Here is a 16,944-nt window from a genome sequence, read left to right as displayed (position 1 = left end):
TACGAAAGTAGTGGTGGTTTCTTGTTTATCAAAAGGCCAAACCAAAAGCAGAATTTGGTATAATAGGATTATCTAGTGACATGACGAAGGATTATTATGAAATTATTATATACAGATATTCAGTTTGATATGACTGAAATTTTGGCAAGAAAAGCGATGGAAGAGGCTAAAGCTGGTAAGCGTGTTTTCTACATCGCTCCAAACTCTTTGTCTTTTGAAAAAGAAAGGGCAGTTTTGGAACTTTTGCCTGACCAAGCGTCTTTTGCCATTACCATTACACGTTTTGCTCAAATGGCGCGCTATTTTGTCTTAAATGAACCTCAGACCAAAGAAACGATTGATGACAATGGCTTAGCTATGATTTTTTATCGTGCGCTGTCTCATTTTTCTGATACAGATTTGAAAGTTTTCGGGCGTTTAAAGCAAGATACGAATTTCATCAAGCAATTGGTTGATTTGTATAAGGAATTAAAAACGGCTAACATGACCGTGCTTGATTTGACAGAATTGCATACGGCTGAGAAGCAAGAAGATTTGGTGAAAATCTTTTTGGCAGTTAATGACATTTTGTTAGCTAACCAGTATGAAAATCAATCAAAAATTGCATTTTTTGTTAAACAGGTAGCATCGGGTCATTTGGATGATGCGCTTGAAAATGTTGTTTTGGTTATCGATGGCTTTACTCGTTTTTCAGCAGAAGAGGAAGACTTAGTCAGCCTTTTAGAGGAAAAATGTGCTCAAGTGATTATCGGAACTTACAGTAGTCAAAAGGCTTATAAGGCTACATTTTCAACTGGGAATGTCTATCAGGCAAGTTTGGATTTTTTGCATTCTTTGGCTGCTAAATTTCAAACACAGCCAGAGTATGTCGAGAGTTCTCAAAAATCTCAAGAAGCATTTGCTAAGTTGTCAAAACTCTTTGAAGCTAAGCACGACTTTACAACATCAGATATCACCTTAACGCAAGATGATAAGAAACATTATGCTATCTGGGATGTTATTAATCAAAAAGAAGAAGTTGAGCATGTGGCAAAGGCTATTCGTCATAAACTTCACCAAGGCTATCGCTATAAAGATATTTTGGTGCTTTTGGGTGATGTGGATAGCTATCGTCTGCAAATCGGCAAAATTTTTGATAAATATGAAATTCCCTATTATTTTGGAAAAGCAGAGTCGATGAGCGATCATCCTTTGGTGCATTTTATTGATTCCTTGGAGCGCGTGAAACGTTATCGTTTTCGTATGGAAGATGTGGCTAATCTTTTGAAAACAGGACTTTATGGTTCCTTCACTCAAGATGATTTAGACCTTTTTGAGCAATATCTGATTTACGCTGATATTAAAGGACAAAGTAAATTTGGCAAGGAGTTCACGATTGCTTACAAGGGTGAAGAACACTTAGCTTATATTAATTGCATGCGCGAGCAAATCATAGCGCCTTTGCTAAGTTTATTTAAGGCACAAAAGCAGTTTGGCTCAAGCCTGCTTGAAAAATTGATGACTTTCTTGGGTGCTATTTCTTTGCCTGAGAATTTAGAGCGTATGGTAGCTACCTTCTCAGAAAATGACCAGGAAAAGCACGAGCAAGTTTGGCGAACATTTACTGGCATTCTCGAGCAATTTCAAACGATTTTTGGACAAGAAAAATTGTCTTTGGATGAATTTTTAGCTCTTTTAAGAAGTGGTATGTTGGCTGCCCAGTACCGCGTAGTGCCAGCAAGTGTTGATGTGGTTTCTGTAAAATCTTATGATTTGGTTGAGCCACATACCAATAAATTTGTCTTTGCACTTGGCATGACGCAGTCGCATTTCCCAAAGATTGCGCAAAATCGTAGCTTGATTTCAGATGAAGAACGTGCCAAGGTTAATGAGACAACAGCTGACAATCAACGTTTTGATATGATTAGTCGTGAAAATATTAAGAAAAATCATTTTGCTGCTTTGTCATTGTTTAATTCAGCGACGGAAGAATTGGTGCTCAGTTTGCCACAAATTGCTAACGAGTCAGAAGATAAGGAATCTTCTTATCTTGCGGAATTAGCTAGCTTTGGTGTGCCTGTTTTGGTTAAGGGACGAAATCGTTTGTCGACAGATGCTGAAGACATTGGGAATTATAAAGCGCTCTTATCTCGTGTGATTGAGGTTAATCGCTTAGCTATTGAAGAAGAACGCGAGCTTAGCAAAGAAGAGCAGACCTTCTGGTCAGTAGCTGTACGTTATCTTCGTAAAAAACTGGTAAATGACGGTATTGAATTGCCACTTATTAAGGACAATATGCAGACCAAGCCAGTTTCTGATGAAGTGATTGAGACGCGTTTTCCAAGTGATGAGCCGATTAATTTATCTTCATCAGCGGTGACAACTTTCTATAACAATCAGTACAAATATTTCTTACAGTATGTGCTTGGTTTACAAGAGGTTGAAACCATTCACCCTGATGCTAGAAATCACGGAACATACCTTCATCGTGTCTTTGAATTGGTCATGAAAGATGCTTCTAACCAGCCGTTTGACAATAAATTAGATCGAGCTATTCAAACAACCAACGCCGAAGATGCTTTCAAATTTATCTACGAAGAAGACGAGGAAAGCCGCTACTCATTGACAGTCTTAGAAGATATTGCTAGAAGCACGGCAACCATTTTACGTCAGGATACTCAGATCCAGGTGGAAAATGAAGAAGAACCTTTTGAATTAATGCTTGCCAATGCAGTTCGTATTCGAGGCATTATTGACCGTGTGGATCGTTTGTCAGATGGAAGTCTTGGGGTGGTTGATTACAAATCAAGTAACAATACCTTTGATATTCAAAAATTCTACAATGGTCTTAATCCGCAATTGGTGACTTATATGCAAGCACTTCGCGATAAAAAAATTAAAAGTGAATCAGATAAGATTTTTGGAGCCATGTACCTTCACATGCAAGAGCCAAAAGTAGATTTGTCATCGGTAACTACTACAGAGAAAATTTTGGAGAATTTGTCTAAAGAACTTCGCTATCGTGGCTTGTTCTTAGAAGATGAAAAAGGCTATTTATCAAATGGAAATTATCATCTTAATGATTCTGTTTACACGCAAGAAGAGTTAGATATTTTACTAGCTTATAATCAAAAATTATTCCTTCAAGCAGCTGAGCAAATTAAACAAGGATACTTTTTGATTAATCCTTACAGTGAGGATGGTAAGACGGTTAAGGGTGACCAATTAAAAGCTATCACACGCTTTGAAGCGGACCGCCACATGCCATACGCACGCAAGTGGTTTAAATTACCAAGAAAAGATAGACGTCAAGGCTTTTTGAGCCTGATGCAAGAAGAGGAGGAAAAAGATGACCTTTAAACCATTTTTAACGGCTGAAGCGATTTCTTCTCTACAGCAAAAAGAGGCGCAGTCATCAAAAGCGCAAAAACGAACACCTGAACAAATTGAAGCCATTTATAGCTATGGCAACAATATTTTGGTATCAGCGTCGGCTGGTTCTGGGAAAACTTTCGTCATGGTTGAGCGCATTATTGATAAAATTTTGCGTGGGATTGCTGTTGACCAGCTCTTTATTTCGACCTTTACAGTTAAAGCAGCGGGAGAATTAAAAGAACGTCTTGAGAAAAAAATCAGCCAAGCTTTGCAACAAGCGACGCATAATGATTTAAAAACCTATCTTAATGAGCAGCTGCTAGCTCTGCAGACTGCTGATATTGGAACCATGGATGCCTTTACGCAAAAGTTGGTTAACCAATACGGCTACACATTAGGAATTTCACCGACTTTTCGCATTATGACGGATAAGAGCGAACAAGATCTTGTCAAGAATGACGTTTTTGCAGATCTTTTTGCAGATTACATGACGGGGCAAAATCAAGACATTTTCCGCAAATTAGTTCGTAATTTTTCTGGCAATCGTAAAGATACCACAGCTTTTAGAGGAATTGTTTACAAAATCTATGATTTCAGTCAAGCAACGGATAATCCTAAGAAATGGCTGGCTGAGGTTTTCTTGAAAGGTGCTAGAACCTATACTGATTTTTCCGCCATTCCCGACCAAGAAGTTGTGGATTTTCTAGCTTGCATGCATGAGACAGCTAATCAATTACAAGATGTGACGGATTTAGAAGATTATAAGCAAAAAACAGCTAAGGGGACGCCTACAGCGGCTTATAAAAAGCATTTGAACATGATTGAGCATTTGCATGAGTGGGCTTTGCATTTTGAGACGCTTTACGGTCGTGATGGACTTGGTCGTTTGGCGACAGATGTGGCTGACTTGATTCCATCTAGTCCAGCTGTGACAGTTGCAGGGGTAAAATATCCAATTTTCAAGACTCTCCAAGGTCGTTTGGCTGGTCTGAAACACTTAGAAACTATCTTCAAATACCAATCGGAAAGTCTACCTTTGTTAGAACTTTTACAAGCGTTTATGCAGGATTTTTCTGAACAATATTTGCAAGCTAAAATCCAAGAAAATGCTTTTGAGTTTTCGGATATCGCTCATTTTGCTATCCAGATTTTGGAAGAAAATCCAGATATTCGTGAGCTCTACCAAGATAAATACCACGAAGTCATGGTCGATGAGTACCAAGATAACAATCACACGCAAGAACGCATGCTTGAATTATTGTCAAATGGTCATAATCGATTCATGGTGGGAGATATCAAGCAATCTATCTATCGTTTTCGTCAGGCTGATCCGCAGATTTTTAACCAAAAATTCAAGGATTTTCAAGAGCATCCAGAACATGGAAAATTAATTCTGCTAAAAGAAAACTTCCGTAGTCAGTCAGAAGTCTTGGATACGACAAATAGTGTCTTTACGCATTTGATGGACGAGTCTGTTGGGGAAATTTTGTATGATGGCATGCACCAGTTAGTAGCAGGCAGTCCCGCACAAAAAGAAGCTCATCCAGAAAATAAAACACAAGTCCTTATTTACGATACTGATGATGGTGGTGAACTTGCAAGTAGTCCAGAAGAGGAGCAAATCAATCCAAACGAGGTTAAGCTGGTAGCTAAAGAAATTATTCGCCTGCATAACGAAGGAGGTGTTGCCTTTGAAGACATCACGTTGCTAGTTTCATCACGTACGCGTAATGATGGTATTTTGCAGACTTTTGAACATTATGGTATTCCTTTGGTGACGGATGGCGGTGAGCAAAATTACCTAAAATCTGTTGAAGTTATGGTGATGCTAGATACCCTTCGAGCTCTGGATAATCCGCTTAATGATTATGCTTTGGTAGCTCTGATGCGTTCACCAATGTTTTCTTTTAACGAAGATGATCTTGCTCGTCTTGCTCTTCAAACAAGCGAGGATGAGACCAGAGCCAATCTTTACCAAAAACTAGAACATGCTTTGGCTAATCAAGGTCAGCATGCAGAATTGGTCACACCAGTTTTACGTGAAAAATTAAAAGATTTTATGACTTGCTTTAGCAAGTGGCGTGATTTTGCCAAATGGCATTCGCTTTATGATTTGATTTGGAAGATTTACAATGAGCGCTTTTATTATGATTACGTGGGCAATCTCCCCCGTGCCGAGCAGCGCCAAGCCAATCTTTACGCCCTTGCCCTTCGCGCTAATAATTTTGAAAAGACTGGCTTTAAAGGCTTATCACGCTTTATTCGCATGATTGATCGCGTCTTAGAAAGTGAAAATGATTTGGCTGACGTTGAAGTGGCCCTTCCAAAACATGCTGTGAATTTGATGACTATCCATAAGAGTAAAGGACTTGAATTCAAGTATGTCTTTATTTTGAACATTGATAAGAAATTCAGTATTCAAGACATGATGTCACCCTTGATTTTGTCACGTCAAAATGGAGCTGGTATCAAATATTTGGCTGACATGCGAGAAGAGTTAGATACGGATGTTTTTCCAACCGTTAAAGTCAGCATGGACACTTTGCCTTATCAGCTTAATAAACGTGAACTGCGCCTAGCAACCTTGTCTGAACAAATGCGTTTGTTCTATGTTGCCATGACCCGTGCTGAGAAGAAATTGTATTTAGTCGGAAAAGCAAGTTCTGAAAAATTGGTTGATAAATACAGCGGTAAGTCAGAAAATAATCATCTTCCAGTTGCAGAACGTGAAGCTTTCATGACTTTCCAAGATTGGATGTTGGCCATTCATGAAGCTTATAAGGACTTACCATTTAAGGTTGAATTTGTCACAGATGAAGATCTGACAGAAGAGAAAATCGGGCAGATTGAAGTCAAATCAGCTATTAAACCTGATGATTTGTCAAATAACCGCCAGTCAGAAAATATTGCAGAAGCTTTGGAGAGACTTGAGGCAGTTGCAGAGTTGAATACCAAATATCAATCAGCCATTAACCTGCCAAGCTTAAGAACACCTAGTCAGGTTAAGAAACTGTATGAGCTTGTTATGGATACTGATGGTGTTGATGTGATGGCTAAGAAGGACCAAGTAAAACCAAGCTTTGCCTTACCTGATTTTTCGAAAAAAGCCAAGGTTGAAGCGACAGCGATTGGTTCTGCCATGCACGAGCTCATGCAGCGCATTTCCTTGTCTCAAAAAGTGACACTAGAGGATATTTCAAAAGCTCTAACACAAGTGTCTGCTAAAGATGAAGTTAAAGCGCGCATTCATCTAGAAAATGTTTTGGATTTCTTTGAAAATTCAGCTCTTGGACAATTGATTCAGCAAAATACTGACAAAATCTACCGCGAAGCCCCATTTGCCATGCTCAAACAAGACCCTGAGAGTCAAGAAAACTTTGTTTTGCGTGGAATTGTCGATGGTTACCTGCTACTAGAGGACCGTATTGTTCTCTTTGATTACAAGACGGACAAATACACCAATAGCGAGGAAATTAAAAACCGCTATCAAGGTCAAATGGCTCTTTACGCCGAAGCCCTCAGCAAATCTTACCAGAACAAACCTGTTGATAAATACCTGATTTTACTTGGTGGTGAGCGCCTACAAGTGCTTTCTCTTTAACCATAGAAAAAAGCGACCAATTGGTCGCTTTTTGGTTTGGTAATGGAAACTGATTAGCCCCAGAATTGTGTCGCAATGTCTTGTCCTTGTTTAATTTTTGCCCATTGTTGTGGAATGCTCAATTCATTTCCAGAATCACATGAAGCAAAACCGCATTGGTGTGAGAGGTAAAGGCGGTCTTTTGGCAAGATTTGGCTAGCTTCTTCAAGCATTTTAAGCGCACGTTCTTCATCGTCAAGATCAGTTGTTTTACTTGAAAGAAGTCCAAGAACGACTTCAGCATCTGAGTCTTTCAAGCTTTCAAGAGCTTTAAGGTCACCAGCCACTTCGCTATCCCATTCAAGGAAGAAACGGTCATAGTGTTGATCTTTCAAGAATTTTGTTGCGATAGCTTCGTAAGTACCACCAGCAGCAGAACGACTTTCGTAGTTACCACGGCAGTTGTGAGTCCAAACTTGCAAACCAAGCTCATGACCGTAGTCCGCAACATCGTTATTTACTGCGATGAATTCATCAGCAAGATTGGCAAGAGCGTTGTTTCCTTGAGCAAAGAAACCAGCTGGGTTTGTTTCATCGAAAAGTTCCCAGAGGCAGTCGTCAAATTGAATGATTTCTCCGCCAGCTTCTTTGTATTCTTTCAAGAATTCTTTATAGGCATTTGTAAGACCAGCTTTTAGTTCTTCTTTAGTTTTGTAAACTTGGTCTTCGCCAACTAATTGATTAAAGACTGTGAATTCTGTGTAGGCGTGAGCAGGTCCCCAGATTGTTAGTTTTGTGTCAGTTTCACCAGCTTCTTCTTTAAGAAGTTTGTAAATATCTAGAAAGTGGTGATTTTTGCCAGAAAGTGGTTCTGTGATACGGATACCAATATCCTTACGTGTTTCAAAATGACCGCCATCATGGTCTTGGAAAGTGTATCCGTGGTCAGCGATGTAACGTTCAATACCTTTTAAGCCCCAAACGAAATCAAGGTGCCACATAGATTTTGAGTATTCGCCGTCAGTTAGGACATCGATACCTGCCGCTTTTTCTTCAGCGATAACTTTTCTGATATCAGCTGTTTCTGTTTCTTTGTAGCCTTCGAATGCATCGTAGAAAGGATATTTGATATCATCACGATGCTCGATTGCGATTTTGTATTCGCGTAAATCTGCTGGTCGTAAAAGTGAACCAACTAGTTGAAATCTTGATTTAGCCATTTTCTATACCTCGTTTATTTTTTTGTGATTCCTATTTTAGCTGAGCTTTTCAGTTTTGAAAAATAGTTATTTATATGGGATAATGTATAGTTATAAACTATAACTGAAAAAATATGTTTTTCTATAAAAATGACAGAAAATTTGGTAAAATAATAAAAGACTGACAATTTTTATAGGAGATTTATGATGGATATTTGGGAGAAACTGTACGAAGCGGCAAAAAATGACTATAATCCACATTATGTGACGCCTTTTATTTATTCAAATCATGTTGTTGCAGCAATTGAAGCAGAAGATGGACAGATTTTCACAGGCTACTGTTTTGAAGCTACGTCTGGTGTATTTCATCTTTGTGCGGAACGAGCTGCATCATTTAATATGTTCCAGCAATCTGGTCAAACGACTATAAAGCGTATCATTGCCTTTCGTGATAAAGCGCCAAATGGTGGTGGTTCAGGTATGCCTTGTGGTGCCTGCCGTGAATTTTTGATGCAATTGTCACCTAAAAATAAAGATTTGGAATTTATGATTGACTATGACAAGCGTGAAACCATTACACTTGGTGAGTTGATGCCAAATTGGTGGGGAGAAGAGCGCATGGCAGCTGGTATTGAGGATTTAGATTAGTCACAAGTAAAGATAAACGAGGTAGAGGATGCGAGATAATCATTTACACACACATTTTTCATATGATTCAGAGACTCAGTTTGAAGATTATTTAACTCATTATGATGGTAATATTGTGACAACAGAGCACTATGATTTGTCAAATCCTTATACTAAGCAAGATAATGTGCCGGATTATGACGCTTATTCGCGTGAAATAGCTGAGCTTAATCGAAAATATGGCAATCGTATCAAAAAAGGAATTGAAATTGGCTATTATGAGCCACGTGAAGATGATATTATTGCTTATTTAGCAGATAAGAACTATGACTTAAAATTGTTATCAGTTCACCACAATGGCATCAATGATTATTTGGATGATGAAGTGGCTAGCATGGACAAGGATGTGGTCATTCAAGATTATTTGGATAGGCTTGAGCACGCGATTGGGCGCGTGGATGCGGATGTTTTAGCACATTTTGATTATGGCTTTCGAATTTTTGATATGATAGTCGAGGATTTAAAAGTTTATGAACCTCAATTAAAGCGTATCTTCCAAAAAATGATTGACCATGATTTAGCTTTTGAGTTAAATAGTAAATCCATGTATTTGTATCATAATGAGGACTTGTATCGTTATGCCTTGGGCTTGGTCAAGGAATTGGGCGGGCATAAGTATTCGATCGGCTCAGACGGGCATCGTTTGGAACATTTTCGCCTGTATTTTGATAAGATCCAACAGTTGCTAGAGGAATTTGGCATTAAGGAATGGGAAATTTTGTAAGTAAGACAAAAAAAGAACTACAAGCAGATGCTTGTAGTTCTTTTAAACTTGTCTGATTAGTGAGAGACACGTTTACGAGCGGCTTTTTTACGATTTTCTTCGATGAAAGCAGCTTTTTCTTCTTCTGGGTCAATGATATTTTTCTTGACAGCGTAAACAGCTCCAGCAACAGTTGCTGCAGTTGCTAAAACACCTGTCGCAATCCCTTTAGCAAAAGCAAATCTTTTAGCCATAATCTAATTCCTCCTTTTTTATAAGGACGGTAGTCACAACACATCACTGATTGCTAAAATCAAGTCGTTATTAGTAACTAGCGATTGTTCCTTGTCCCGTCACCATATGTTATAATAATAGTAACTAAAATTAGTGTAGAATTCAAGTAAAAACGTTTCTTTTATCAGGATATGTGTTAGGACGGATGGATAAGTAAAAATGGGTTTAGATAAGGTAAAAATCATAGCAGTTGTTGGTCCAACAGCAGTGGGAAAAACCGCTTTAGGGATTGAATTAGTAAAGCGATTTAACGGTGAAATCATTAGTGGGGATAGCCAGCAGGTGTATCGTCATTTGGATATTGGGACGGCTAAGGCGACTCTTGAGGAGCAGGCTGAGGCACCGCATCATCTCATTGATGTGCGTGAGGTGGATGAGGCTTATTCGGCCTATGATTTTGTCAAGGAAGCCAGTGCGGCGATTGAGGATATTACTAGCCGTGGCAAGTTGCCTATTATCGTTGGCGGGACGGGCTTGTATTTGCAAAGTCTGCTGGAAGGCTATCATCTAGGCGGTCAGGTCAATCAAGAGGAGGTGCTGGCTTATCGTCAGGAGCTGGAGCAGTTGGCGGATGCTGTTTTATTTGACAAAATAGCAGAGCAGGGCATTGAGATTCCTGAGTTAAACCGCCGCCGTGCCATTCGTGCCTTGGAATTAGCGACATTTGGGCAAGATTTGGAAAACAAGGAAACTCCCTACGATGCTTTGTTGATTGGCTTAAACGATGACCGTCAGGTGCTTTACGAACGCATTAATCACCGTGTGGATGTCATGGTTGAAAAGGGGCTTTTGGATGAGGCAAAATGGCTTTATGACAATCACCGTGATGTGCAGGCGGCGCGTGCTATTGGTTACAAGGAACTTTTTCCTTACTTCGCAGGTCAAGCTTCGTTGGAGGAGAGCGTTGACAAACTCAAACAAAACACTCGCCGTTTCGCCAAACGACAATTAACGTGGTTCCGAAATCGCATGGCTGTTTCTTTTTACATGGTATCAGAAAGTGATGTTAAAAAGCAGATAAATAAGGCTGTTCAGGATTTTTTAGCAAACTAACTAGCCTAAGGCAAGTAGCACCTTCAAGGTGCTTTTTCTAATGCTTTTGCTGATAGCCTAACGGTGCTTTGTACCGTCATTTTTGATTTTATGATATAATGATATTTACGAGTTAATCAAGTAAAGGGGTGAGTACAAGATGATTGAAACAAGCAAGCACCAAGAACGAGTGATTTTGCTAGGAGTTGAGTTGCCTGACACAGAAAACTTTGAAATGTCAATGGAAGAATTGGCGTCACTCGCTGAAACAGCAGGTGCTGAGGTGGTCTCATCTTATCGTCAAAAACGTGAGAAATATGATAGCAAATCTTTGATTGGTTCAGGGAAATTAGCTGAAATCAAAGCGATTGTTGACGCTGATGAGATCGATACTGTGATTGTCAACGACCGCTTAACGCCACGTCAAAATGTTAATTTGGAAGCAGAACTTGGCGTTAAAGTTATTGACCGCATGCAGTTGATTCTAGATATTTTTGCCATGCGTGCCCGTAGTCACGAAGGTAAATTGCAAGTTCATCTGGCTCAACTCAAATACATGTTGCCACGTCTTGTTGGTCAGGGGGTTATGCTTAGCCGACAAGCAGGTGGAATTGGTAGTCGTGGACCTGGTGAAAGTCAGTTAGAGCTTAACCGTCGTTCGATTCGCAATCAAATTTCAGATATTGAACGTCAACTGAAAATCGTTGAGAAGAATCGTGAAACTGGTCGAGAAAAACGCACTGAGTCACAAGTCTTTAAAATTGGTTTGATTGGTTACACAAATGCTGGTAAATCAACGATTATGAACGTTTTGACAAATGATAAGCAGTACGAAGCCGATGAATTGTTTGCGACTTTGGATGCGACGACAAAGCAAATTTATTTGCAAAATCAATTTCAAGTGACTCTCACGGACACGGTTGGATTTATTCAAAATTTACCGACAGAATTGGTGGCAGCCTTTAAGTCAACCTTGGAAGAGAGCCGTCATGTTGATTTGCTGCTACACGTGATTGATGCCAGTGACCCAAATCATGAAGAACATGAAAAAGTGGTCCTGGATTTGCTGAAAGACTTGGATATGCAGGACATTCCTCGCTTAGCCGTTTACAACAAAATGGACCGCGCTGAAAATTTGGTGGCTACGGCTTTTCCAAATGTTCGCCTATCTGCGCGTGATAAGGGTGCCAAATCTCTCTTGCGTCGTTTGATACTTAATGAAGTTCGTGACCTTTTTGAACCGTTTAGCATTCGGGTGCATCAAAGTCAGGCTTACAAACTGTATGACTTAAATAAAATTGCGCTGCTTGATCGTTATGATTTTGCAGAAGAATACGAAACCATCACTGGTTACATTAATCCAAAAAATAAATGGAGACTAGAAGAATTCTATGACTGATTATATCAATTTAGCCTTAACCTACGGCGGTTTTACGTCACTAGATAAGGTTTATTTGCAAAATACCTTGGAGCCATTGACAGATGCGCAAAAGTTGAATTTTATCACCCCACCGCCAAGTGTTATCAATGCTTATTTTGCAGAAATGTATCAAAAACAATCTCCAAAGGCAGCAACGGATTACTATTTTGATTTGTCAAAAGCCTTGCATTTGTTTAATAGCGAGCCTTCTTTTGACGAGCACAAGCCTTTTATTCGCTTGAATTTATCAGGAAAATCGTACGGATTTACTTACGAAAACGATCAAGAAATTGCACGAGTATTTTCTGAAAAGCAGGAGCCTGTATCGTTAGAAGTCTTATTTGAATTGGCACAGGTTTTCCCACAATACAAGGTCTATGTCACAGACAATCATATAAAAATGGCAGACATGACGTTTGATGAAGAGGTTCTTGAAGACCTCACGCCACAAGACAGTCTGCTCAGCCATGTTTCAAAGCTAAAAGGAAACGTGGTGAAACTAAAAAGTTTCAATCGCGATGAACTCGCAGAATTACTAACTGGCTACAAGGGGCAAGTTTATTACACCTTTGACCAGCGAGAATTTATCGCTTATGTAAAAGTACAGTAGGAAAGGACAAAACTTCGGTTTTATCGGTAACATATGGAATTACAATTTTTGGGAACAGGAGCAGGTCAGCCTTCAAAGTCACGCAATGTGTCGAGTTTGGTTTTGAAATTGCTCGATGAAATCAATGAGGTGTGGATGTTTGACTGCGGTGAGGGTACCCAGCGCCAGATTTTAGAAACAACCATTAAACCTCGCAAAGTTAAACGTATTTTTATCACGCATTTGCATGGGGATCATATTTTTGGTTTGCCTGGTTTCTTAGCGAGCCGTGCCTTTCAAGCTAACGAAGAACAAACAGACCTTGATGTTTATGGGCCAGTTGGCATTCGTTCTTACATTTTGAGTAGTTTGCGTTTGTCAGGTGCCCGCTTGCCTTACCGCATTCATTTTCATGAATTTGACGAAACCAATCTTGGAAAAATCATGGAAACGGATAAATTTGTGGTTTATGCGGAAAAATTGGACCACACGATTTTCTGTATTGGCTACCGTGTGATGCAAAAAGATTTGGAAGGAACCTTGGACGCTGAAGCCTTGAAGGCTGCTGGAGTACCGTTTGGACCGCTTTTTGGCAAGGTCAAGAGTGGGCAAGATGTTGTCTTGGAAGATGGTCGCAAGATTATTGCCAAGGATTACATTTCAGCACCTAAAAAAGGAAAAATCATCACCATTTTGGGTGACACGCGTAAAACAGATGCCAGCATTCGCCTTGGTTTGGGAGCAGATATTTTGGTACACGAATCAACCTACGGCACCAAAGACGAGCCTTTGGCACGCAAGCACGGACATTCAACCAATATGCAGGCAGCCCAAATTGCCAAAGCTGCTTCAGCTAAGAAATTGCTGTTGAACCATATCAGTGCGCGATTCTTGGGACGCGAGTGCCGTCAATTGGAAAAAGATGCGCAAACGATTTTTGAAAACACACATATGGTCAAGGATTTAGAAGAAGTTAGCCTATGAGAATCATCGCCATTACAGGAGCAAGCGGAGGTGTAGCGCAAGCCATCATCAATCAGCTACCGAGTGAGGATTATGTCATTGCCTTGGGGCGTGATAAGGCGACATTAGAAAGCCTTTATGGCAAGCGTCCCCACACTACTTGTTGGTCGCTGGATCTGTCAAATGATGCTGAGATTGCTGCTATTGTTGAGCGGATGTATGATTTGCACGGTCGGATTGATGTCTTTATTAACAACGCTGGTTACGGGAATTTCAATGCTTTTGATGCCTATACCACTGCGGATATTCGTGCCATGTTTGAGGTCAATACCTTTGCCACAATGACTTTTTCACGACTGGTTGGGAAGCGCATGAAAGCTGCTAAACGAGGGCATATCATCACTATTGCCAGCATGGCAGGCTTGATGGCATCGGCTAAATCGTCGGTGTATTCAGCCACAAAATTTGCTGTGATTGGTTTTTCAAATGCTCTACGTTTGGAATTAGCTGATAGCAATGTTTATGTGACAACGATTAATCCTGGACCGATCGCAACAAGCTTTTTTGACAAGGCAGATCCATCTGGAGAATACTTAAAGAGTGTTGGACGTTTTGTTTTGCAACCAGAAGAAGTTGCTAGACGTACGGTTGCCATTTTAGGTAAGAACAAGCGTGAAGTGAACATGCCTTGGTTAATAGCTGCAGCACACAAATTCTATACTCTTTTCCCAAAGATTGCTGATTTTTTAGCACGCAAAGTTTTTAATTATAAATAACCTCCTTTCAATTCTACATAAGAAGTGAGAAGTGAATGATAACAAGTAAATACAATTGGAAAAATATTGAAAAAGAGCCAGATGATGGCTTTTTTGAAGTGACAAAAAAAGAAAATATAACGGCATTAGCCAGCAAAATCCTATACAGTCGTGGCGTTGACAACGACGAAAAACTAGCTCAATTTTTATCGAATGATTTGTCACAACTTCACGATCCATATCTTTTGCACGATATGGACAAGGCAGTTGCCCGCATTCGTCAAGCTATTGAAAATTATGAACAAATCTTGGTTTATGGTGACTATGATGCCGACGGGATGACCAGCGCTAGTATCATGAAAGAAGCGTTGGAAATGCTTGGAGCTGAGGTTCAAGTCTATCTTCCTAACCGATTTGTTGATGGTTATGGACCAAATGAATCGGTTTATAAGTATTTCATCGAGCAACAACAGGTTTCTTTGATTATTACGGTGGATAATGGCGTAGCTGGACATGAAGCTATTAGCTATGCACAAAGTCAAGGAGTAGATGTCATTGTTACTGACCACCATGGCTTACCAGCAGAGCTTCCAGACGCATTTGCCATTGTACATCCAGAGTATCCAGAAGCTGACTATCCTTTTAAATATTTAGCAGGATGTGGTGTAGCCTTCAAAGTGGCTTGTGCCCTATTAGAATCCATCCCAACCGAAATGTTAGACTTGGTTGCTATCGGAACGATTGCCGATATGGTTAGTCTAACAGATGAAAATCGTATCATGGTCAAGGTTGGGCTTGAAATGCTCAAGCAGACCGAACGCATTGGTCTCATAGAGCTTATGAAAGTATCTGATATTGACATGTCAGATGTTAATGAGGAAACTGTTGGGTTTAAAATTGCGCCGCAGCTAAATTCTCTTGGTCGTCTAGATGATCCAAATCGAGCTATTGAATTATTGACTGGTTTTGATGATGAAGAAGCGCTAAGTATTGCGCAAATGATTAATGCCAAGAATGAAGAACGTAAAGAAATTGTTCAAAAAATTTACGATGAAGCCATGGGCATGGTTGATCTTGACAAGCCTGTGCAGGTGTTGGCAAAAGAAGGCTGGCACCCGGGTGTTCTAGGAATTGTCGCTGGTCGTATTTTGGAGCACATTGCTCAGCCAGTTATTGTCTTAAACATTGAAGACGATATGGCAAAAGGCTCTGCAAGAAGTATTGAGGCAATCAATATCTTCCATGCACTTGATGACCACCGTGATTTATTTGAAGCTTTTGGTGGACATGCTGGTGCTGCAGGAATGACCTTGCCAGTTGATAACTTAGAGCAATTATCACAAGTTTTATGTGATTACATTGCTGAAAATGATATTAATTTAGCTCAGAAAAAGACTTTGATCATTGATGAAGTGCTGGACTTGTCAGAAATTGATTTAGACACTGTTAAAAGTCTTGAGAAGATCGCACCTTTTGGGATGGATAATGCTAAGCCAGTCTTTGAAATCAAAGACCTTACCGTTAAACAAGCACGTACCATGGGGCAAAATGGTGCTCACTTGAAATTAAAAATTGCTCAAGGAAGTACGGCGGTTGACCTTGTTGCCTTTAACCAAGGTCATTTGGTACAAGAATTCCAGCAAGCGCAGAACCTGTGCCTTGCCGTTACTTTGTCAATCAACAAATGGAACGGGCAAACCACAGTTCAGTTGATGCTTGAAGACGCGCGTGTTGACGGCGTTCAGTTGATTGATATTCGTTCCAAAAATGCCATTCTTCCTGAACGTGTTCCTGTTTTGAGTGAAGACACCAGTGCCAGTGAAGTGGTTGTACTAGATATTCCTGATAAGGCTGAAGAACTCAAATCCCTTTTTGTTGGTCGACAATTTGATGCCGTTTACTTTAAAAATCACATTAAACGAGCTTATTATTTGACTGGCTATGGAACTCGTGAACAATTTGCTAAGTTGTATAAAACGATTTATCAATTCCCTGAATTTGATGTTCGTTACAAGCTGAAAGAATTGAGTCATTATCTTAATATTCCTGATATTCTTTTGGTCAAAATGATTCAAATTTTTGATGAATTGGATTTTGTAACCATCACAGATGGAGTAATGGTCGTCAATAAAGGTGCTGAGAAACGCAGCATTTCTGATAGTAAAATTTATCAAGATCTTAAGCAAGAAGTGAAATTTCAAGAGCTCATGGCACTTGGAACGCCACAAGAAATTTATGACTGGTTGATGAACTAGACTAAAAAGTTACGTTGCTTAGCTCAGCGTAGCTTTTTTAGTTTTTTCATAGAAAACGTTTACTTAAAAATTGAAAACTTTTTTAATTGAAAAATTTTTTAATTGGAACTATA

Annotated in this window: 12 protein-coding genes; 10 read left to right on the top strand and 2 right to left on the bottom strand. The window is 39.7% G+C overall.

Annotated features, from left to right (window positions below; translation table 11 throughout):
- The first annotated feature begins 96 nt into the window (after positions 1-96).
- Both rexB and addA read left to right on the top strand, forming a co-directional pair.
- Positions 97-3,339, top strand: a complete 3,243-nt coding sequence (rexB, locus tag B3473_RS06725; RefSeq protein WP_154454294.1) for an ATP-dependent nuclease subunit B — start codon at positions 97-99, stop codon at positions 3,337-3,339.
- A complete protein-coding gene (gene addA, locus B3473_RS06720) occupies positions 3,329-6,955 on the top strand; it encodes a helicase-exonuclease AddAB subunit AddA (RefSeq protein ID WP_293678029.1) in 3,627 nt (1,208 codons plus the stop codon). Before rexB ends, addA begins: the two co-directional genes overlap by 11 nt.
- A gap of 53 nt (positions 6,956-7,008) precedes the next feature.
- On the opposite strand, the gene B3473_RS06715 is transcribed toward addA, so the two are convergent.
- A complete protein-coding gene (locus B3473_RS06715; protein WP_154454292.1) occupies positions 7,009-8,154 on the bottom strand; it encodes a cobalamin-independent methionine synthase II family protein in 1,146 nt (381 codons plus the stop codon).
- 186 nt (positions 8,155-8,340) lie between these two features.
- Between B3473_RS06715 and B3473_RS06710 the strand changes: the two genes are divergently transcribed.
- Both B3473_RS06710 and B3473_RS06705 read left to right on the top strand, forming a co-directional pair.
- Positions 8,341-8,781 (top strand): cytidine deaminase family protein, encoded by a 441-nt coding sequence (locus B3473_RS06710; protein WP_058833145.1) that lies wholly within the window; start codon positions 8,341-8,343, stop codon positions 8,779-8,781.
- 28 nt (positions 8,782-8,809) lie between these two features.
- Positions 8,810-9,544, top strand: coding sequence for a PHP domain-containing protein (locus tag B3473_RS06705; protein ID WP_154454291.1), 735 nt, complete (start codon positions 8,810-8,812; stop codon positions 9,542-9,544).
- A gap of 56 nt (positions 9,545-9,600) precedes the next feature.
- Here B3473_RS06705 and B3473_RS06700 read toward each other — a convergent pair whose 3' ends face one another.
- Positions 9,601-9,777, bottom strand: a complete 177-nt coding sequence (locus tag B3473_RS06700) for a DUF3042 family protein (protein ID WP_154454290.1) — start codon at positions 9,775-9,777, stop codon at positions 9,601-9,603.
- A gap of 199 nt (positions 9,778-9,976) precedes the next feature.
- On the opposite strand from B3473_RS06700, the gene miaA reads away from it, so the two are divergent.
- The 6 genes from miaA (at position 9,977) to recJ (ending at position 16,831) form a co-directional block, all read left to right on the top strand.
- Positions 9,977-10,870, top strand: coding sequence for a tRNA (adenosine(37)-N6)-dimethylallyltransferase MiaA (gene miaA, locus B3473_RS06695; protein WP_235280884.1), 894 nt, complete (start codon positions 9,977-9,979; stop codon positions 10,868-10,870).
- Positions 10,871-11,009: 139 nt separating this feature from the next.
- Entirely contained in the window at positions 11,010-12,248 is a 1,239-nt protein-coding gene (gene hflX / locus B3473_RS06690; protein ID WP_269725772.1) for a GTPase HflX, read from the top strand.
- Positions 12,241-12,879 carry a cystathionine beta-lyase gene (locus B3473_RS06685; RefSeq protein ID WP_168260934.1) on the top strand — a complete coding sequence of 213 codons (639 nt, stop codon included), beginning with the start codon at positions 12,241-12,243 and terminating at the stop codon, positions 12,877-12,879. Before hflX ends, B3473_RS06685 begins: the two co-directional genes overlap by 8 nt.
- Positions 12,880-12,912: 33 nt before the next feature.
- Positions 12,913-13,842, top strand: coding sequence for a ribonuclease Z (rnz, locus tag B3473_RS06680; RefSeq protein WP_168260933.1), 930 nt, complete (start codon positions 12,913-12,915; stop codon positions 13,840-13,842).
- Positions 13,839-14,597: an SDR family NAD(P)-dependent oxidoreductase gene (locus B3473_RS06675; protein WP_269725773.1), complete on the top strand. Its 759-nt coding sequence runs from the start codon at positions 13,839-13,841 to the stop codon at positions 14,595-14,597. Before rnz ends, B3473_RS06675 begins: the two co-directional genes overlap by 4 nt.
- A gap of 35 nt (positions 14,598-14,632) precedes the next feature.
- The gene (gene recJ / locus B3473_RS06670; RefSeq protein ID WP_269725774.1) at positions 14,633-16,831 is read left to right on the top strand and encodes a single-stranded-DNA-specific exonuclease RecJ; all 2,199 of its coding nucleotides are present in this window, start codon (positions 14,633-14,635) and stop codon (positions 16,829-16,831) included.
- Positions 16,832-16,944 lie beyond the last annotated feature (113 nt).

Origin of the sequence: Streptococcus sp. UBA632 (assembly GCF_002300045.1) — a bacterium.
GTDB lineage: Bacteria > Bacillota > Bacilli > Lactobacillales > Streptococcaceae > Streptococcus > Streptococcus alactolyticus.
This window is presented reverse-complemented; position numbering and strand designations above follow the sequence as displayed.